General features: G+C 71.7%; 18 protein-coding genes and 1 pseudogene. 15 read left to right on the forward strand and 4 right to left on the reverse strand.

Translation table 11 applies throughout. From position 1 onward, the window contains the following. Positions 1–57 precede the first annotated feature (57 nt). The gene (locus H181DRAFT_RS19340; RefSeq protein WP_045865797.1) at positions 58–855 is read left to right on the forward strand and encodes a class I SAM-dependent methyltransferase; all 798 of its coding nucleotides are present in this window, start codon (positions 58–60) and stop codon (positions 853–855) included. 248 nt (positions 856–1,103) lie between these two features. Next, on the forward strand, positions 1,104–1,535 hold the full coding sequence (locus tag H181DRAFT_RS19345) for a VOC family protein (protein WP_045865798.1): 432 nt from the start codon (positions 1,104–1,106) through the stop codon (positions 1,533–1,535). Positions 1,536–1,663: 128 nt separating this feature from the next. Here the strand turns inward: H181DRAFT_RS19345 and H181DRAFT_RS19350 are convergent, their stop codons facing one another. After that, entirely contained in the window at positions 1,664–2,668 is a 1,005-nt protein-coding gene (locus H181DRAFT_RS19350; protein ID WP_045865799.1) for a Gfo/Idh/MocA family oxidoreductase, read from the reverse strand. A gap of 153 nt (positions 2,669–2,821) precedes the next feature. Between H181DRAFT_RS19350 and H181DRAFT_RS19355 the strand changes: the two genes are divergently transcribed. The 11 genes from H181DRAFT_RS19355 (at position 2,822) to H181DRAFT_RS19405 (ending at position 13,601) form a co-directional block, all read left to right on the forward strand. Then, positions 2,822–3,580 carry a GntR family transcriptional regulator gene (locus tag H181DRAFT_RS19355; RefSeq protein WP_045865800.1) on the forward strand — a complete coding sequence of 253 codons (759 nt, stop codon included), beginning with the start codon at positions 2,822–2,824 and terminating at the stop codon, positions 3,578–3,580. A 314-nt stretch (positions 3,581–3,894) separates the two neighbouring features. After that, positions 3,895–4,905, forward strand: coding sequence for a sugar ABC transporter substrate-binding protein (locus H181DRAFT_RS19360; RefSeq protein WP_045865801.1), 1,011 nt, complete (start codon positions 3,895–3,897; stop codon positions 4,903–4,905). 172 nt (positions 4,906–5,077) lie between these two features. After that, positions 5,078–6,052 (forward strand): sugar ABC transporter substrate-binding protein, encoded by a 975-nt coding sequence (locus H181DRAFT_RS19365; RefSeq protein ID WP_107068800.1) that lies wholly within the window; start codon positions 5,078–5,080, stop codon positions 6,050–6,052. After that, positions 6,049–7,143 (forward strand): ABC transporter permease, encoded by a 1,095-nt coding sequence (locus H181DRAFT_RS19370; RefSeq protein ID WP_078895840.1) that lies wholly within the window; start codon positions 6,049–6,051, stop codon positions 7,141–7,143. Before H181DRAFT_RS19365 ends, H181DRAFT_RS19370 begins: the two co-directional genes overlap by 4 nt. Then, the gene (locus H181DRAFT_RS19375; RefSeq protein WP_078895841.1) at positions 7,140–8,009 is read left to right on the forward strand and encodes an ATP-binding cassette domain-containing protein; all 870 of its coding nucleotides are present in this window, start codon (positions 7,140–7,142) and stop codon (positions 8,007–8,009) included. The genes H181DRAFT_RS19370 and H181DRAFT_RS19375 overlap by 4 nt, the downstream gene beginning before the upstream one ends. Positions 8,010–8,174: 165 nt before the next feature. After that, positions 8,175–9,329, forward strand: a complete 1,155-nt coding sequence (locus tag H181DRAFT_RS19380; RefSeq protein WP_045865883.1) for an ROK family glucokinase — start codon at positions 8,175–8,177, stop codon at positions 9,327–9,329. Continuing rightward, on the forward strand, positions 9,326–9,979 hold the full coding sequence (locus tag H181DRAFT_RS19385) for a hypothetical protein (RefSeq protein ID WP_254666907.1): 654 nt from the start codon (positions 9,326–9,328) through the stop codon (positions 9,977–9,979). The genes H181DRAFT_RS19380 and H181DRAFT_RS19385 overlap by 4 nt, the downstream gene beginning before the upstream one ends. An 81-nt stretch (positions 9,980–10,060) precedes the next feature. Next, positions 10,061–11,308 carry a bifunctional 3-oxoadipate enol-lactonase/4-carboxymuconolactone decarboxylase PcaDC gene (pcaC, locus tag H181DRAFT_RS19390; RefSeq protein WP_045865803.1) on the forward strand — a complete coding sequence of 416 codons (1,248 nt, stop codon included), beginning with the start codon at positions 10,061–10,063 and terminating at the stop codon, positions 11,306–11,308. A 64-nt stretch (positions 11,309–11,372) separates the two neighbouring features. Then, positions 11,373–12,011: an MBL fold metallo-hydrolase gene (locus H181DRAFT_RS19395; RefSeq protein ID WP_045865804.1), complete on the forward strand. Its 639-nt coding sequence runs from the start codon at positions 11,373–11,375 to the stop codon at positions 12,009–12,011. 10 nt (positions 12,012–12,021) lie between these two features. Continuing rightward, on the forward strand, positions 12,022–12,801 hold the full coding sequence (locus tag H181DRAFT_RS19400; RefSeq protein ID WP_045865805.1) for an exodeoxyribonuclease III: 780 nt from the start codon (positions 12,022–12,024) through the stop codon (positions 12,799–12,801). A 329-nt stretch (positions 12,802–13,130) separates the two neighbouring features. After that, positions 13,131–13,601, forward strand: a complete 471-nt coding sequence (locus H181DRAFT_RS19405) for a hypothetical protein (RefSeq protein WP_045865806.1) — start codon at positions 13,131–13,133, stop codon at positions 13,599–13,601. Positions 13,602–13,664: 63 nt separating this feature from the next. Here H181DRAFT_RS19405 and H181DRAFT_RS29990 read toward each other — a convergent pair. Together H181DRAFT_RS29990 and H181DRAFT_RS19410 are read right to left on the reverse strand one after the other, a co-directional pair. Then, positions 13,665–13,766: pseudogene (locus H181DRAFT_RS29990) on the reverse strand (alpha/beta hydrolase); the annotation flags it as partial. A gap of 116 nt (positions 13,767–13,882) precedes the next feature. Further along, on the reverse strand, positions 13,883–15,688 hold the full coding sequence (locus H181DRAFT_RS19410) for an SGNH/GDSL hydrolase family protein (RefSeq protein ID WP_045865807.1): 1,806 nt from the start codon (positions 15,686–15,688) through the stop codon (positions 13,883–13,885). Between the two features lie 291 nt (positions 15,689–15,979). On the opposite strand from H181DRAFT_RS19410, the gene H181DRAFT_RS19415 reads away from it, so the two are divergent. Further along, positions 15,980–16,420: a DUF6278 family protein gene (locus H181DRAFT_RS19415; RefSeq protein ID WP_045865808.1), complete on the forward strand. Its 441-nt coding sequence runs from the start codon at positions 15,980–15,982 to the stop codon at positions 16,418–16,420. Between the two features lie 9 nt (positions 16,421–16,429). Here H181DRAFT_RS19415 and H181DRAFT_RS19420 read toward each other — a convergent pair whose 3' ends face one another. Further along, positions 16,430–17,164, reverse strand: a complete 735-nt coding sequence (locus H181DRAFT_RS19420; protein ID WP_045865809.1) for a hypothetical protein — start codon at positions 17,162–17,164, stop codon at positions 16,430–16,432. Positions 17,165–17,324: 160 nt separating this feature from the next. Here H181DRAFT_RS19420 and ggt point away from each other — a divergent pair, with 160 nt between their 5' ends. Continuing rightward, on the forward strand, positions 17,325–19,142 hold the full coding sequence (gene ggt / locus H181DRAFT_RS19425) for a gamma-glutamyltransferase (protein ID WP_107068806.1): 1,818 nt from the start codon (positions 17,325–17,327) through the stop codon (positions 19,140–19,142). Positions 19,143–19,388: the final 246 nt, after the last annotated feature.

The raw sequence follows: 19,388 nt of genomic DNA on the forward strand, positions 1-19,388 counted from the left end.
CGTCGGGCCCCCGGCCGCCCGGCCGGTGGGTCACCTGCGGACCGGAAGGTGAGGACCATGTTCGACGAAGCCCTCGACTCCTGGCGGGAGTGGCAGCGGAGCCCCTGGGGCCGGCTCCGTTACAGCGTCGCGGAGTCCAACCTCCGCCGGTGGCTCGCGCCGCTGGGTGACGGCCCGCTCACGGTGCTCGACCTGGCCGGCGCCGACGGCGGCGACGCCCTGCGCCTCGCGGCGCTCGGCCACCGGGTGACCGTCGCGGACTTCTCGCCCGGCATGCTCGCCGCGGCTCGCGAGCGTGCGCGCGAAGCCGGGCTGGAGGAGCGGCTGGTCACCGTCGAAGCGGACGTCTTCGACCTCCCGGCGGCGGTGACCGCCGACCGGTACGACGCCGTCCTGTGCCACAACCTCCTGCAGTACCAGGACGATCCGCTGCCCGCACTGCGCACGGCGACGGGCCTCGTACGCGCCGGCGGTGTCGTTTCCGTCATGGCGATCAACCGCCACTCCGTGCCGCTGGGTCTGGCCGTACGCCGGCTCGACCCGGCGGCGGCCCTCGCCGCGCTCGGCGGGCGCACGGCACCGGGTCACACCTTCGACGCCGAACTGACCCTCTACACGGCAGAGGAACTGACGCCGCTGCTGGCCGAGTTGGGCTGCGAGGACATCGAGCACTGCGGGATCCGCACCGTCCAGGACCACATCGTCGACGACGCCCGGAAGCACGAACCGGACTTCTACGCCGCGCTGGAGGCCCTGGAGCTGGCGCTGACCGGCCGCCACCCCTACCCGCACACGGCGAGGATCCTCCATCTGCTCGCGCGGGCGGGCGGCCGGCGGGGCCGCCGGTCCGCGTGAGCAGAACCCTCCGCGCACGGGCGCCGTCGCGCCGGGAATCGCGTTGTCCCGGCCCGCGAGGCGGGCTACGTTGACCGGGTGACTGCCGGGTCGGCCATGCGCCGAGCACGAGTGGGGTTCCCGGTCTCGCCGTGAGCGCGAGGCGGGCCAGAGGCCCGCCGGTCCTCCGCGTCTTGCCTCCCGCACCCCGCTGGAAGACCCCAGCGGGGGTGCCGTTCCATCGGATCCCAAGACCTGGAGACACACGCATGCCTGACGATCAGCAGCAACCGCCCCACGGACCCGGCCCGGCCACGACCGCGGTCCAGCTCGACCACACGGCCGTCTACGCCCGGGACCGGCGCCTGTCCGCCGAATTCATCGCCGGTGTCCTCGGACTGGAGGTCGGTGCCCCGTTCGGGCCGTTCCTGCCCGTGGACCTCGGTAACGGCGTGACCCTCGACTACTACGAGAAGAGGGACGAGCCGGTCCAGCCGCAGCACTACGCGTTCCTCGTGCCCGACGAGCAGTTCGACTCGATGATCGCCCGCCTGGAGGCGTCCCGTACCACCTACTACGCCGACCCCGGCCACACCGAACCCGGCGCCATCAACCGCCTGTTCGGGGGCCGGGGCGCGTACTTCGACGATCCGGACGGTCACAACATGGAGATCATGACCCGTCCGTACGTCCGCCCCTGAGGGACCGTCGCCCGCGGTGCGCCGGTCCGCTCACCGGACCGGCGGCCCGGGCGGCGGCCCTTCAGGGCCGTACTCTCCATGCGCCGCCGGACTCCCCGCGCGGTGCGGCCCGTCGGGCGCCGTGTGCGTCAGCTGCCGAAATCCGTCATCGCCACGGGACGTCCCTCGCGCCGCGAGCGCTCGCACGCTTCCGCGATACGCAGCGCCGCCAGCGCCTCGTAACCGTCGCAGGGGTTGGGCGCCTCGCCCCGCACCGCCTGTACGAAAGCGGTCAGTTCGGCCTCGTAGGCGGGTGCGAAACGCTCCAGGAAGCCCGGCCAGGGCGTGCCCCGGGAGGTGTCCGCCGCCGGCTCCAGGGAGGTGAGGGGCGTGCGGGCGTCGAGCCCGACGGCCACCTGGTCCTTCTCGCCCGCGAGTTCCATGCGCACGTCGTAGCCCGCCCCGTTGACGCGGGTCGCGGTCGCCGTGCACAGCGTCCCGTCGTCCAGGGTGAGGACGGCGGCGGCGGTGTCGACGTCGTCGGCTTCGCGGAACATCGCGGGACCGGCGTCGGAGCCCGCCGCGTACACGGAGACGACCTCGCGCCCCGTGACCCACCGCAGCACGTCGAAGTCGTGGACCAGGCAGTCCCGGTACAGGCCACCGGAGAGCGGCAGGTAGGCGGCCGGGGGCGGGGCCGGGTCGGAGGTCATGGCGCGCACCGTGTGCAGCCGCCCGAGGCTGCCCGAGCGCACTGCCTCGCGCGCGGCGGCGTAGCCGGCGTCGAAGCGGCGCATGAAGCCGATCTGCAGGAGGCTGCCCGCCTCCTCGACGGTGCGCAGCGCCTCCATGGTGCCGGGCAGGTCGAGGGCGATGGGCTTCTCGCAGAAGACGGGCAGGCCGTGCTCCGCGGCCTCGCGGATGAGCCCCGCGTGCGAGGCCGTCGCGGAGGCGATGACGACGGCGTCGATGCCGTGGGTCAGCAGGAGCTCGGTGGGGGACGGCACGGACGTCGCGCCGAGTCCGGCCGCCACCTCGGCGGCGCGGGCGGCGTCCGCGTCGGTGAGGAGTACCTCCGTCACTCCGGGGGCCGCGGTGAGGGTGCGGGCGTGGAAGGTGCCGATACGGCCGGTGCCGATGAGTCCGATGCGCATGGGGACACGTTGGCCGGTGCGCTCAAGTGCTGTCAACACTTTGTCCTGACAATTGCGGCACCGCACAGGGGAGCCATGAAGTAGCTGTGCGCTTTGTCCGGACAACCAGACTTACGCCTTCCGGTGGGCCGCCCCGCGCACTACGCTCCACCCGTGGCCAAGAATGATCCCGTCGACCTCGAGTTCAGCGTCGACCGCGGCAGCCCGGTCCCTCTGTACTTCCAGCTCGCCCAGCAACTGGAAGCCGCCATCGAACGCGGCCGGCTCTCCCCCGGAAGCCTCCTCGGCAACGAGATCGAGCTGGCGGGGCGGCTCGGACTGTCCCGGCCCACGGTGCGTCAGGCGATCCAGTCGCTCGTCGACAAGGGCCTGCTCGTGCGGAGGCGCGGCATCGGCACCCAGGTCGTGCACAGCCAGGTGCGCCGCCCACTGGAGCTGAGCAGTCTCTACGACGACCTGGAGGCCGCCGGGCAGCGGCCGGCGACGCAGGTGCTGCACTACGGGACGGAGGCGGCCGGCCCCGAGGTCGCCGCCGCGCTGGCCGTCCCCGAAGGCGGCGACGTGTGCCGGGTGGAGCGGCTGCGGCTGACCCATGGCGAGCCCATGGCCTACCTGCGCAACCACCTCCCCAGCGACCTGCTTCCCGGGGACACCCGCGCGGAGCTGGAGTCCACGGGGCTCTACCGGCTCATGCGCGGCGCCGGTATCACCCTGCACAGCGCGCGGCAGTCGGTGGGGGCGCGCGTCGCCACCGCCGAGGAGGCGAAGCTGCTGGGGGAGGAGGCCGGTGCACCGCTGCTGACCATGGAACGCACCACGTTCGACGACACCGGGCGTCCCGTGGAGTACGCCGCGCACCTCTACCGGGCCTCGCGCTACGCCTTCGAGTTCCAGCTCCTCGTCCGGTCGTGACCGAGCCGTCGTGACCGAGCGGTCGTGACCGGTCGGCGTGACCGGAGCAGCCCGGGTCCGCGTCCGCCTCCGTCCGGCCTGAACCGCGCCGCGCCCTCGCCTGCGGCTCACAGGTGCCTTACCTGCGCCCTCACCTGCGCATCGACCGCGTCAGGTCCGCGCCAGGTTCCGCGCCGGGCCCGCGCCAGGTTCCGCGCCGGGCCCCGTCCCGTGTTCCGCCGCGACCCTCGCACGGTTTGTTCGGACAAACTGTCGTGGAGAATGTTCGGACAAAGTATTGACGCCCCGCTCCGACCACGGCTAGAACTCCGCTCATGGTCCTTCGGCGTAGAGCACGTAGAGCAACAACGGTGGCGATAGCCCTGACGAGCGCGGCGCTCCTGGCCGCCGGCTGCAGCAGTTCCGGCGGCAAGGGCTCCGAGGAGAAGGCGGACGGGGCCGGCGGCGGCAAAGGCGTCAACACCCCCCGGATGACTGTCGCGATGGTGAGCCACTCCGGGGAGGGCGACACCTTCTGGGACATCGTGCAGAGCGGAGCGAAGGACGCGGCCCGCAAGGACAACGTCCAGTTCGACTATTCGCACGACGACGAGGCGGGGCGGCAGGCGCAGCTCGTGCAGTCGGCCGTCGACAAGAAGGTCGACGGGCTGATCGTCACGCTCGCCAAGCCCGACGCGATGAAGGGCGTGCTGAAGAAGGCCGCCAAGGCCGGCATCCCGGTCATCACCATCAACTCCGGCGGCGAGTTCTCCAAGGAGATGGGCGCGCTCTCGCACATCGGGCAGGACGAGTCGATCGCCGGTGAGGCCGTCGGTGACGAGCTGAACAAGCGGGACCGCAAGAAGGCCCTGTGCGTCATCCACGAGCAGGGCAACGTCTCCCTCGAGGACCGCTGCGCGGGCGCGAAGAAGACCTTCGACGGGGACATGTCGACGCTCAACGTCGACGGCACGAACATGCCGGACGTGCAGTCCTCCGTCGAGGCCAAGCTGCAGTCCGACTCGGACATCGACACCGTCCTCACCCTCGGCGCCCCGTTCGCGGCGACGTCCGCGAAGGCGAAGGAGAAGGCCGGCAGCGACGCGGAGATCGACACCTTCGACCTCAACGCGCAGGTCGTGAAGGGCCTGAAGGACAAGAGCTTCGGCTTCGCGGTGGACCAGCAGCCCTACCTCCAGGGCTACGAGGCCGTCGACGCCCTGTGGCTGCACGCGTACAACGCCAACGAGCTGGGCGGCGGCAAGCCCGTGCTGACCGGTCCGCAGATCGTCACGGAGAAGGACGTGCCGAGGCTGGAGAAGTACACCGAGCGCGGCACCCGGTGACAGGACGCCGCGGGGGGAGTGCCGATACTGGCGCGGGGATCCGCGCCGGTGCCGGCTGCCGCCGCGGCGACCCGGAAGAACAGCGCCACCCGTACCGAGAGGTCAGCAGCACGTGTCCAGGCTGGAGAGGTTCCGCGGTAACCGCACAGGAGCGCGCGCCGGGCGAGCCGCCGTGGCGGGGCTCCTCGCGGCGGCGATCCCGCTCGCGGGGTGCAGCAGCACCGGCGGCAAGCGGGCCGAGGAGGAGCGCAACGCCGCCGTCGGAGGCGAGGCCGCCGTCGGTACGCCCCGCTGGAAGATCGCGATGGTGAGCCACTCCGGGGAGGGCGACACCTTCTGGGACATCGTGCAGAGCGGAGCTGAGGACGCGGCCCGCAAGGACAACATCGAGTTCCTCTACTCCCACGACAAGGAAGCGGGGCGGCAGGCGCAGCTCGTGCAGTCGGCCGTCGACAAGAAGGTCGACGGGCTGATCGTCTCCCTCGCCAAGCCCGACGCGATGAAGGGCGTGCTGAAGAAGGCGGACAAGGCCGGGATTCCCGTCGTCACCGTCAACTCCGGCCAGGACGAGTCCCGCAAGCTCGGCGCGCTCGCCCACATCGGGCAGGACGAGGTGCTGGCCGGCGAGGCCGTCGGCAGGGAGCTGAACGACCGCGGCCGCAAGAAGGCTGTCTGCGTTCTGCACGAGCAGGGCAACGTCGGCCACGAAGAGCGCTGCCGCGGCGTCCGCGAGACCTTCGACGGCAAGGTGCGCAACCTGCACGTCGACGGGACGAACATGCCCTCGGTCGAGTCGTCGCTGGAGGCCGAACTCCAGTCCGACCGCGGGATCGACTCCGTCGTCACGCTGGGCGCGCCCTTCGCGCCGACCGCCGTGAAGGCCGCCGAGGGGGCGGGCAGCAAGGCGGAGATCGACACCTTCGACCTCAACGACCAGGTGGTCACTGGCCTCGAGGACGGCTCTCTCGGCTTCGCCGTGGACCAGCAGCCCTACCTCCAGGGCTACGAGGCCGTCGACCTGCTGTGGCTGCACCGCTACAACGCCGACATGCTGGGCGGCGGCAAGCCCGTGCTGACCGGCCCGCAGATCCTCACCAAGAAGGACGCACCGACCTTGCAGAAGTACACGAAGCGGGGAACGCGATGACGGCTACACCCACTCCGACACCCACACCGGAGCCCGCCGGGACGGCGCGGTCCGAAGAACAGGAGAAGGACAGGACCGACGAACGCCTGGTGCACCGCTCACTGCTGAGCCGGCTGCTGGGACGGCCCGAACTCGGCGCCGTGGTGGGCGCCGTGGCCGTCTTCGTCTTCTTCTCCTTCGCCGCCGAGAGCTTCCTGCGGGCCTCCAGCCTCTCCACGGTCCTCTACGCCTCCTCCACCATCGGGATCATGGCGGTGCCGGTGGCGCTGCTGATGATCGGCGGCGAGTTCGACCTGTCGACGGGCGTGATGGTCACGTCCTCGTCCCTGATCTCGTCGATGTTCAGCTACCAGATGACGGCCAACGTGTGGGTCGGCGTCGGGGTGTCGCTGCTGCTCACGCTCGGCATCGGCTTCTTCAACGGCTACCTGCTGGTGCGGACGAAGCTGCCGAGCTTCATCATCACGCTCGGCACGTTCCTGATGCTCACCGGGCTCAACCTGGGCCTGACGAAGCTCATCAGCGGCACCGTCTCCACCAAGGGCATCGGCGACATGGAGGGCTTCACCTCCGCCCAGGCGCTCTTCGCCTCGGAGCTGTCGGTGGGCTCCGTCCAGATCCAGATCACCGTCGTGTGGTGGCTCGCCCTGGTGGCCGTCGCCACCTGGATCCTGCTGCGCACCCGCGCCGGCAACTGGATCTTCGCCGTGGGCGGCGGGCAGGACACCGCGCGGGCGGTCGGCGTTCCCGTCGCCCGTACGAAGATCTGCCTCTACCTCGGAGTCGCGCTGGGCGCGTGGATCTCGGGTCAGCATCTGCTGTTCAACTACGACGTCGTCCAGTCCGGCGAGGGCGTCGGCAACGAGCTGATCTACATCGCCGCCGCCGTCATCGGCGGCTGCCTCCTCACCGGCGGCTACGGCTCGGCGGTCGGTGCGGCGGTCGGCGCGCTCATCTTCGGCATGACGAGCAAGGGCATCGTCTACGCCCAGTGGGAGCCCGACTGGTTCAAGTTCTTCCTGGGGGCGATGCTCTTGATCGCGACCCTGCTGAACGCGTACATACGCAAGCGGGCGGAGGCCAACCGATGACCGCGGAGAAGACCACAGGCAAGGACACGGCGGAGCAGGCCGGCGGGGCCGTGGAGGACGCCGCGGCGGAGGGCGCCCCCCTGGTCGAGCTGTCGGACGTCAGCAAGCTCTACGGCAACATCCGCGCCCTGGAGGGCGTCTCCCTCCCGGTGCACGCCGGCCGCATCACCTGCGTGCTCGGCGACAACGGCGCGGGCAAGTCCACCCTCATCAAGATCATCGCCGGGCTGCACCAGCACGACTCCGGCAGCTTCCGCATCAACGGCGAGGAGACCCGGCTCGGCTCCCCCCGCGAAGCCCTGGACCGCGGTATCGCGACCGTCTACCAGGACCTCGCCGTCGTCCCGCTGATGCCCGTGTGGCGCAACTTCTTCCTCGGCTCCGAACCGGTCAAGGGCCGCGGCCCCTTCTCCCGGCTCGACGTGGACCGTATGCGCCGCACCACGCACAGCGAGCTGCTGCGCATGGGCATCGACCTGCGGGACGTCGACCAGCCCATCGGCACCCTCTCCGGCGGTGAGCGGCAGTGCGTCGCCATCGCCCGCGCCGTGTACTTCGGCGCGAAGGTGCTGGTGCTGGACGAGCCGACGGCCGCGCTCGGCGTCAAGCAGTCGGGTGTCGTACTGAAGTACGTCGCGGCCGCACGTGACGCGGGCCTCGGTGTCGTCCTCATCACGCACAACCCGCACCACGCGTACCTCGTCGGGGACCGTTTCGTGCTGCTCAAGCGGGGCGCCATGGCGGGCAGCCACCGCAAGGAGGAGCTTGCCCTGGACGAGCTGACGCGCCAGATGTCCGGCGGCAGCGAGCTGGAGCAGCTCTCCCACGAGCTGGAGCGCGCCCCCGTACCGCAGCACCTGGAGTGAGGGCGTGCGGCACCGCGCGGGCTTCGGCCCGCTCGCGCGGTGCCGCACGGTGCGACTGTGCGGCGGGGCCTCGCGGTAAGGCAGAATCGGCCACGTGGGCGGGGGAGCGTCCACCCGTGACCGAGCAGTCAGCACCGTGCGAACACGAAAGGCCGCGCCGTGAGCATGTACCGAGAACGGGCGGACCGGGACCGTGTCTACAGGCGCACCGCACCCAGTGCCAGCGTGCTGCGGACCGTCAGCACCCGGGAACGGCGCTCTCACCTCTCCGCCCCCCGGGTGCCCACCGTCGGTATCGACATCGGCGGGACGAAGGTGATGGCGGGCGTCGTCGACGCCGACGGCAACATCCTGGAGCAGGTGCGCACCGAGACTCCGGAGAAGTCCAAGAGCCCCAAGGTCGTCGAGGACACCATCGCCGAGCTCGTGCTCGACCTCTCCGACCGGCACGACGTGCACGCCGTGGGCATCGGCGCCGCCGGCTGGGTCGACGCCGACCGCTCCCGCGTCCTGTTCGCCCCGCACCTCGCATGGCGGGACGAGCCCCTCAAGGACGCCCTCACCGCCCGTCTCGCGGTGCCGGTCATGGTGGACAACGACGCCAACACCGCCGCGTGGGGCGAGTGGCGCTTCGGCGCCGGCCGCGGCGAGGACCACCTCGTGATGATCACGCTCGGCACGGGCATCGGGGGCGCCATCCTGGAGGACGGCGGGGTCAAGCGCGGCAAGTACGGCGTGGCCGGCGAGTTCGGCCACATGCAGGTGGTGCCGGGCGGCCACCGCTGCCCCTGCGGCAACCGCGGCTGCTGGGAGCAGTACAGCTCCGGGAACGCCCTGGTGAGGGAGGCCCGGGAGCTCGCCGCGGCCGAGTCGCCCGTCGCGTACGGCATCATCGACCGCGTCGCCGGCCAGATCGCCGACATCACCGGCCCGCTGATCACCGAGCTGGCCCGCGACGGCGACGCCATGTGCACGGAGCTGCTGCAGGACATCGGCCACTGGCTGGGCGTGGGCATCGCCAACCTGGCCGCCGCGCTCGACCCGGGCGGCTTCGTCATCGGCGGAGGCGTCAGCGCCGCCGACGAGCTCCTCATCGACCCCGCGCGGGACGCCTTCCGCCGCCACCTCACCGGCCGCGGCTACCGGCCGGAGGCCACCATCGCCAAGGCGCAGCTCGGCCCCGAGGCAGGTATGGTCGGCGCCGCCGACCTGGCGCGCCTCGTCGCACGCCGCTTCCGCCGCGCCAACAGGCGCCGCCTGGAGAGGTACGAGCGCTACGAACGCGCCGCGGACAACCTGCGCCGGGCGGTGGGCCAGTGACCACCACGTCCACCGCATCCACCGCGTCCAATGCATCCACCGCGTCCACTGCATCCACGACGAACGACGACTCCCAGGCCGGTTCCCCCATGGACACCACGCCCGCGAACGTACGCCCCGCACAGCGGCCGCCGCACCGCCCACGGCACCGGCTGCTGACGCTCCTCATCGTCGTGCTGCTCATCGCCGTCCCCGGCGGCTATCTGGTCAGGTCCGCCTTCCAGAGCCGCGACAGCGGCGAGGACAAGCAGCGCAAGGCCGCGGCCACCAACCTCACCTACGGCTGGCCGAGCAAGGTCCAGCGCAACGTCTATGACGTGCCGCTGCCCGCGCAGTCCAGCCACCACGCCTTCTACGAGGACAACTCGTGGAAGACCAGCTCCCTGTACGTGCAGTTCCGCACGTCGCAGAAGCGGCTGGACGACTTCCTCGAGGACGTGGGAACGGACCGCGCCGCCCTGAAGAAGGGCGAGGTCACGATCGGCGAGAAGCACGCGGACCACGTCGGCTGGGACTTCAACCGGGAGGACCGCGACTGGGCGGGCACGACATACCGGCAGAAGCAGGGCCGTCCCACGGTGTCGATCACCGTGGACCGCACGCACGAGAGCCGGCCCCGTGTGTATGTCGTGTCCACCGTGAAGTTCTGATGTGCAGAGCGACGACCCCCGGGCCGGGCTCCGGGATCCCCTGGGTAGCGTGAACACGTGAGCGAAGAGCAGAACGCCCTTATGTTGCAGCACCGCCTCGACGGCCCCGACGACGCGCCAGTGCTCGTGCTGGGGCCCGCCCTCGGCACGACCTGGCACATGTGGGACCGCCAGATCCCCGAACTCTCCCGCAACTGGCGCGTCCTGCGGTTCGACCTGCCCGGCCACGGCGGCGCCCCCGCACGCTCGGCCGACTCCGCGAAGGTCCTGGCGGAGCGCCTTCTCGCCACTCTGGACTCGCTCGGCGTCAACCGCTTCGGCTACGTCGGCTGCTCGATTGGCGGCGCCGTCGGCATCCAGCTCGGCCTCCAGGCGCGGGACCGGGTCTCCTCCCTCGCCCTCGTCTCCGCCTCGCCGCGCTTCGGTACCGCGGACGCCTGGCGGCAGCGCGGCGTCGTCGTCCGCACGAACGGGCTCGATCCGATCGCGCGCTCCACTCCCGACCGCTGGTTCACGCCCGGCTTCGTCGCCGCGCAGCCGGCGATCGTCGAGTGGGCCGTGCAGATGGTCCGCACCACCGACCCCGGCTGCTACATAGCGGCCTGCGAGGTGCTCGCCGCCTTCGACGTCCGCCAGGACCTGGGACGCATCGGCGTCCCGACGCTGGTGATGGCGGGAGCGGAGGACCAGGCGACGCCGCCCGCCGACGCCCGCGCGCTGGTGGCCGGCATTCCGGACGCGCGCCTCGCGATAGTGCCCGGCGCCTCCCACCTGACGCCCGTCGAGCAGCCCGGGGCCGTCACGGAGCTGCTCATCAGGCACTTCACGACCAGCTGGCAGGAGTCGCCCGCCGGCCCGCCCGCGCCCGCCCCCGTCATCACCCCCACTCCGGCACGTCCCGTCGGGGCGATCGCGGAGCTGGAGTCGGCCGCGCAGATCGCGGGCCGCAACGACCCGTACGACGCGGGAATGAAGGTGCGCCGCGAGGTGCTCGGCGACGCCCACGTCGACCGCGCGACGGAGAACGCGGACGCGTTCACGCAGGACTTCCAGGACTTCGCGACCCGCTATGCCTGGGGCGAGGTGTGGACCCGGCCGGGCCTGGACCGCCGCACCCGTTCCGTCGTCACGCTGACGGCGCTCGTCGCGCGGGGCCACTTCGACGAGCTGGCGTTCCACGTCCGTGCCGCACTGCGCAACGGCCTGACACCGGAGGAGATCAAGGAGGTCCTCCTCCAGACCGCCGTGTACGCCGGTGTTCCCGCCGCGAACTCGGCCTTCGCCGTCGCCCAGGGGATCATCCGCGAGGAGACCACCCCGGAGGACTGACGTCCGCGCACGGCCCGGCCCCCGGCCGGAGCGCCGGAACGGGGCTCCCGGGCACAATGGCCCCATGAAGCTGATCAAGAAGGGCCACTCCTGCGTACGGCTCGAGAAGGACGGGCGCGCCCTCGTGATCGACCCCGGCGGCTTCAGCGAGGACGACGCCGCGGTCGGGGCCGACGCACTGCTCGTCACCCACGAACACCCCGACCACTTCGACGAGGGGCGGCTCCGGGCCGCCATGGAGGCCAATCCGGCGGCCCGCATCTGGACGCTCCGCGGCGTCGCGGACCGGATCTCCACGGCCTTCCCCGGCAGGGTGCACACCGTCGGCGAGGGGGACGCGTTCGACGCGGCCGGCTTCGAGGTCGAGGTGCACGGCCAGCTCCACGCCGTCATCCACCCCGACATCCCGCGCATCGCCAACTCCGGCTACCTCGTGGACGGTTCGCTCTTCCACCCCGGGGACGCCCTGACCGTGCCGGGCCGCTCCGTCGACACCCTGCTGCTGCCGGTCCACGCTCCGTGGAGCAAGGTCTCCGAAGTCATCGACTACGTGCGCGAGGTCGCTCCGCGCAGGGCCTTCGACGTCCACGACGGGCTCCTCGCCGACCGGGCCCGCCCCGTGTACGACCGGCTCATCGGGGACCTGGGCGGCGTCACCCACAGCCGGCTCACCCCCGGCGAGAGTGTCGGTGTCGCGCGGTAGATTCACACGTATGCGTATCGCCACCTGGAACGTCAATTCCGTCAGCGCCCGGCTGCCGAGGCTGCTGGCCTGGCTGGAGTCCGCCCGCCCCGACGTGGTGTGCCTGCAGGAGCTGAAGTGCTCCGCCGAGGCGTTCCCCTCCGAGGAGATCTCGGCGCTGGGGTACGAGGCCCTCGTCAACGGGGACGGCAGGTGGAACGGCGTCGCGGTGCTCTCCCGGGTGGGCCTGAGCGACACGGTCCTCGGCCTGCCCGAGGGGCCGCTCTTCGACGGCGGGGACGAGTCCCGTGCCGCCGCGGCGACCTGCGGCGGCGTGCGGGTGTGGTCGGTCTACGTGCCCAACGGCCGCGAGGTCGGGCACCCGCACTACGCCTACAAGCTGGAGTGGCTGGAGGCCCTGCGCCGTACCGCGCTGAAGGAGGCCCCGGGGTCCCTGCCCTACGCGATACTGGGCGACTACAACATCGCGCCGGCCGACGAGGACGTCTACGACCGCGCGGCTTTCGAGGGCTCGACGCATGTGACGGAGCCGGAACGCGCCGCGCTGAAGGCCCTGCGCGACACCGGCCTCAGCGACGTGGTGCCCAGGCCGCTGAAGTACGACCACCCCTTCACGTACTGGGACTACCGGCAGCTGTGCTTCCCCAAGAACAGGGGCATGCGCATCGACCTGGTCTACGGCAACGAGCCGTTCGCGGCGGCAGTGAAGGACGCCTACGTGGACCGTGAGGAGCGCAAGGGGAAGGGCGCCTCCGACCACGCGCCCGTCGTGGTCGACCTGGAACTCTGACCCCGCGGCCTGCCCGTACGCCCTCCGCCGGAGCGGCCGCCCGCCGTGCGGGCGGCGCCGGTGGCCGGTTCCCCAGCAGGGGGACGTGTGCCTCAATGGCTTGAAATGTGCCACAGGCGCTCTTGCGCTCTCCCGCGTCACGCGTATCAATAGCAACGCGTGAATTGACGAGCTGTCACCGTGAAGCCCAGGGATGCCGCCTGCCGCGGATCGTGCGCGTTCCTGGTCGCCACAAGCACGCACCGCACCCCCCACACGCTCACGCGCGCCAGACGTGGCGCACCGATGCGGTGGTCAGGCTTTTCCCCCACGAGCTGGAAGGCGATCCCATGGGACGCAGCAGGAAAGTTCTAGGAACGGCACTGGGCACGGCAGCACTGACGGCATGCGCGCTGGCGTTCGCGCCCGGCGCGCTGGCGGTCGACCCGACCACGGCCACGGTCACGGCCGACTGCGGCAGCGCCGGCTCCGGCGATGCCACGCTCACCGCGACACAGGACGGCACGGCCGCGACGATCACGCTCTCCTCGTCCGCGGTGAAGGCCCCGATCGACGTGGGGGCCGGCTCCGTCGAGACGGAGCTGACCCTCACGAAGAACGGCAGCGACACCGCGACCTTCAAGGGCAACTCCAACCCGGCGATGTCGGCCGGCGACGACGTCAACTCCGGTCCCCTGGACGGCACGGTGGCCGCCGGCGACGTGATGGAGGCGAAGTCGGTGAAGCTGGTCATCTTCGGGACGATCACGGTGAACTGCGAGGCGACGTCCCCGCAGGACCCGGGTCCGTTCACCTTCTGACAACCGTGTGACGAGCGGGGCGGTGCCTGTGCGCCGCCCCGCTCCGCGGTGTCCGCGGCGCCGCGGGTGGGACACGACCTCCGCGAAGCAGGCGGGCGCGGCGGCGCCCAGCCCGTGCACGCGGACACGCGGCGGATGCCGTCCCGGCAGTTCCGTCCAGCGCATCCGGTCGCCCCCGGGCTGTACCCGCGGCCCAGGAAAGGGCGGCGGGCAGGTGCAGGACCGCCCGCCGTCCTTCCGCGGCTGCCGGGCCGGGGCGTTCGCCACCGCCCCCGAGCCCGTTACGGCACCAGCTTCCTCAGCTCCACCGAGTCGGCCATCGCCTTCAACCCGGCGTCCCCCGGGTGCAGATGGTCGCCGCTGTCGTACGCGGGCAGCATCCGCTGCGGCCGCGCCGGATCCCGCACCACGGCGTCGAAGTCCAGCACGGCGTCGTACACGCCCCCGTTGTGGCGGACGAACTCGTTGACGGCGGTGCGTCTGGCCTCGACCTCCGGTGAGCAGTCCTTGTAGCCCTCACACGGCGTCAGCGTTGCGCCGACGACGCGCAGTCCGCGCTCGCGTGCCCGCTGCGCGAACGTCTTGAGCCCGGCGACGACGTCCTCCGCGGAGGCACCCCACCGCACGTCGTTGATGCCTTCGAGGACCACCACCGTGTGCGCGTTCGTCTGGGCCAGCACGTCGCGCTCCAGCCGGTGCAGGGCGCTGACACCACCGGTGTCGTCGCTGACACCGTCGCCCGGGTAGCGGTCGGAGAGGACGCGGTTGGCGGAGATGCCCTGGTTGAGGACGCCGTAGCGGGGCACGTCGTCCTGGGCGCGCAACCGCTGCGAGAGGACGTCCGGCCACCGCCTGTTGGCGTCCTGCGTGGAGCGCACACCGTCGGTGATGGAGTCGCCGAAGGTGACGACGGAGCCGGGGCCTTCCCCTACGCCTTCGGCGCGGGGAGACCCCATCCGCACGTCCACCCCCGTCAGGAACGGCCACGCCTCCAACGACCCCGTGAACGCGGCGCCTTCCTCGTCTCCCGTACGGTCGCCGCTGCCCGCGCCGCTGACGTACGAGCGCTGGATCGCCTCGCTGTGCACGGGCGCGGCGGCGACGGGGCCGGGCAGGTGGATGCTCACGAGCAGGTTGGCGCCGGGCGGCACGCGGAAGCCCACGGGGTCGCTGACCGCCTCCGCCCCGGCGGGCATCACGACGCCGTCCCGCCCGTCGAAGCGCAGCGGCACGGGCCTTCCGCGTCCCGAGGCGCCCTCTCGCTGCACGACCACCGAGGCGCTTCCGATCTCCACCGGGGCCGAGGCGAAGGTGTTGGCCAGCCGGATGCGGGCCCGCGACCCGCCGGCGGAGCTGTGCACCACCAGTCGCAGCGTCTGGTCCTGCCACGGCCCGACGGCCGCGTAGCCGGAGCTGCTCGCCGACCAGCTTCCCGTCCACGAGGACTCCTCGCGGCGCACGGCCGCGGAGAAGACGTGCAGGTCCGACTGTGGACCGGCGTCGTCGGGGAGCGTCACGGAGCGGATCTGCCGGCCGGGGTCGGCTGGCACGGTCACCGCGTAGAGGCGGGCCTTCTCGGCGAGCTGCCCGCCCTCACGGGTGTTGACGTGCGGCAGGGCGACGGCCTTCTCGGCGAGCGGCCCCGCGCGCCAGTCCGGAGCGGTGAGGGTGTACGGGCTGCTGGTGCCGTCCCAGTAGTGCACGGTGCCGCTGCCCGTCACGCCGCCGCCCGGCCTCCCGTCGGCCGAGGTCCCCGCCACCAGGAGGGAGACGGCGTTGCCCGATCCGCGTACCCGTACGTGCTGACCGTCGGCGCGCACGTTGTCGGGGCTGCCGGGAGCGGTGCGGGGCCACCGCAGCGAAGCGGAGTCGAGGTCGAGCCGGCGGCCCGGCTGCCAGCCTGCGGCCCGCAGGTCCTGCGCGGAGAGGGAGTTGCCCGCTCCGTCGAAGTCGGCGTCACCCGGGTGCGCGTCGTCGCTGACGGCCCGGTTGTCGAAGAGCCGCTCCAGGGGGAGCGGCTCGGTGGTCGTGGTGCGGTCTTCTGCCACGGCGACCGCGGGGAGGCCCGCGACGCTCGTCAGGATCATGAGGGGGACACTCCACAGACGTCTGCGCACGCCGACTGGTCCTCTCTGGCGTCTCGGGCCCTGCCGTGCGGATCTCCGCGGACCCGCGGCGACCCCGACGGCACGTCCCAGTGGCTTCCGGCTTCAACACCCTTTCGTCGCGCCTTGATTCGACCCAGGCCCGGTGAAGGTAGAGAGGCGGCAAAGCGTCGTCAAGGTGTCCAGTCGGACACACGGCGTTTTTTCCGTACCCCTGCACGTGCACAGCGTGCCTGTGGTGCTCCCGCATCAGGGGATGCCACCCTGACCCGTATGAACATCCCCTTCCTGGACAACTGGCGTAAGAGGCACGGTGCGGCATCGGACACGCCCGTCTCCGACACCGCGTCCAGCGACCCCGAGGGCGTCGCGCAACTGCTCTCGGAGTGCGAGCTGCTGCGGGGGCTGGCGGGGCGCGAAGGAGTGCAACTCGACGATTCCGCGGAGTCGTTGGCCGAGCTGGACCAGATGCTGCCCCGCTGGCGGGAGGACCCGGAGGTGTCGCCGTGGCTCGGCAGCGACGCCGGTCTCTACCTGGGCACCGTCATCGTCCGCACGGTGCCGGGCGCGGCCTGGTGGTTCGGCTCGGGCGGCGAGCCGGTCGTGCAACTGCCCTCGGGGCGCCGCCTGGACGTCCTGGAGGAGGGCACCGCGTGGGCGGAGACGGGCACGCCGGAGCTGTCGCAGCTCTACGCGGAGTTCTCCGAGCGGTGAGTCTGAGTCTCAGGCGGACGTGGCCGGCGAGCTGGTGGCGGCGCGGGTGACGTCGGCGACGAGTTCGACGACGTCCGGGCCGTACGCCTGGGAGTTGACCACCCGCAGCAGCAGGCAGAAGTCCCCCCGCGTCCCGTACTTGCGCATCAGCCGTGTGTGGTGCCGGGCGAGGTAGCGGGCAGCCGCCTGGTTGGTTATCGAACGCTGGCCGCAGAAGAGGAAGACGGGACGCGTCTCCGCGTCCTGCCCGGCGGTGAGCCGAGCGAGCAGTACGTGCTCGCGGGTGCCGCGCTCCATCAGGTGACGCTCGCCGCCCACCGTGAAGGCCGCCTGGTCCGGACCGCGTTCCGCGTCCTGGTTGATGTCCACGCCCGGCAGTAGCGACTGGAGGTGGGCGGCCGTCCGCCGGTTCGAGGTGGGGCCACCTATGCAGAACTCGGTGCGCTCTCCGAAGCCCTGCTGCGCGGCGTCGTGCGGTACGACGTCCGCCCGCGCACCGCAGTCCTTGATCAGGGCGGAGAGCTCCAGGAGGGCGAAGACGTCGTTGCGCGCGACGGCCCACTCGCTCGTCGCCGGGTCGCGGTTGACCACGAGCTTGCACTCGGAGTGGTGCGGGAGGCCGAAGAAGCGCTGCGTGCGGCGGAGCCTGCGCCGCCACAGGTAGGTACGGGCGAACCAGCCCAGAGCGGCCGTGACGCCCGCCGCCAGCACACCGAGCACGATCTCCCGGAGGTTGTCCGTCATGGGGCGGCAGCGTACATCCGCGACCGATGCGGTCGTACGGGTACGTCCCGGGGTCGCGGGGAGGGGAGCGCCGGAGCGAAGCCCGTACCGATGCTGACGTGCACACGTCCGGCAGCTAGTCTTCGCTGACCAATCCCGTCAGGAGGTGTCCATGCGGCGCATGACCAACCGCCGTTCCGCCAGACTGCTCGCCCTGATCACCGCGACGGCGGCCATCGGCACAGTAGGTGCCGTTCTCGCGCCCGCCGGAGCCGGGACGACGGACGGCTCGGCGCAACCGAAGAAGGAGCCGGTGGCCGTCGGCCACGGCGGCGCCGTCTCCAGCGTGGACCCCGACGCCTCGGCGGCCGGGATCAAGGTGCTCAAGAAGGGCGGCAACGCGGTGGACGCGGCCGTCGCCACCGCTGCGGCGCTCGGCGTCACCGAGCCGTACTCGGCGGGCGTCGGCGGAGGCGGCTACTTCGTGTCCTACGACGCGGCGAGCGGCAAGGTGCGCACGCTCGACGGCCGCGAGACCGCCCCCGCGAGCGCGGACGAGAAGCTCTTCCAGGAGGACGGCGAGGCGCTGCCGTTCGACGAGGTCGTCACCAGCGGCCTGAGCGTCGGCACCCCCGGCACGCCCGCCACCTGGGAGAAGGCCCTCGACAAGTGGGGCTCGAAGTCGATGCGCGACGTCCTCTCGCCCGCGGAGCGGCTCGCCCGCAAGGGATTCGAGGTGGACGAGACGTTCCGTCAGCAGACCGCCGACAACGAGGAGCGCTTCCGCAACTTCCCCGACACCGTCGACCTGTTCATGCCGGGCGGCAAGCTGCCCGAGGTGGGTTCGACGATGCGCAACCCGGACCTGGCGCGCACCTACAAGACGATGGGCCGCGAGGGCGCGGACGCGCTCTACGAGGGGCCGGTCGCCGAGGACATCGTCGACACCGTCCGGAAGCCGCCGGTCGGCCAGGACGTGAAGAAGAAGATCCGCAGCGGTGACCTCACGGCCGAGGACCTGAAGGCGTACAAGGTCAAGAAGCAGGCCCCGTCCCGCACCGGGTACCGCGGCCTCGACGTCTTCGGCATGGCCCCCTCCTCGTCGGGCGGTACGACGGTGGGCGAGGCGCTGAACATCCTCGAAGGCGGCGACCTCGGCAAGCTGAGCAAGAAGGAGCTGCTGCACCGCTACATCGAGGCGAGCCGCGTCGCGTTCGCCGACCGCGGGCGCTGGGTCGGCGACCCGGCGGCCGAGGACGTGCCGACGAAGGAGCTGCTCTCCCAGCGCTTCGCCGACTCCCGCGCCTGCCTCATCAAGGACGACGAGGTGCTCAAGAGCCCCGTCGCGCCCGGCGATCCGCGTGACCCCTCCGACTGCGGCAGCGGCGACAAGGCCACCCGCACCCCCTACGAGGGGGAGAGCACCACGCACCTGACGACGGCCGACAAGTGGGGCAACGTCGTCGCCTACACCCTGACGATCGAGCAGACCGGCGGCAGCGGCATCACCGTGCCCGGCCGGGGCTTCCTCCTCAACAACGAGCTGACGGACTTCTCGTTCGAGCCGGTCGACCCGGACGTCCACGACCCGAACCTGCCCGGACCGGGCAAGCGGCCGCGCTCGTCCATGTCGCCGACGATCGTGCTGGACGAGGGCAAGCCCGCCTTCGCCCTCGGTTCACCGGGCGGCGCGACCATCATCACGACCGTGCTCCAGACCATGATCAACCACGTGGACCGCGGCATGCCGCTGGACAAGGCGCTGAACGCGCCGCGCGCAAGCCAGCGCAACGCGGCGAAGACCGAGATCGAGCCGAAGCTCTACGGGAGCGACGTGCGGCCCGAACTCGAGGAGCTGGGCCACGCGTTCACGAAGATCCCGGAGCTGGGCGCGGCGACGGCCGTGCAGCCGCTGCCGGACGGACGCTGGCTCGCGGCAGCCGAGAAGGAGCGCCGCGGCGGCGGCTCGGCGATGGTGGTGCGTCCTTCGAAGAAGTAACAGGACGGAACACGGAGGAAGTCGGACTGCGCCGCGTGCGGAACACCGCCCGCGGCGCAGCCGTGTGCACACGGCCGTGCGCGGCGCGGCCCCGGCAGGGCGAAGAGGGGTACCGGGCGGCCCGGCGCCGGTGGGCCGTCGCGCACTGCCGCGCAGGCCACGCGGTCTTGACACGGGCCGGAAACAAGATCGATCGAGCGACCTAACGTCGATGCCCTTGCCACCGTGCGTGACGGGACCTACGGT

This window comes from Streptomyces sp. WMMB 714 (genome assembly GCF_900090125.1).
Classification (GTDB): domain Bacteria; phylum Actinomycetota; class Actinomycetes; order Streptomycetales; family Streptomycetaceae; genus Streptomyces; species Streptomyces daqingensis.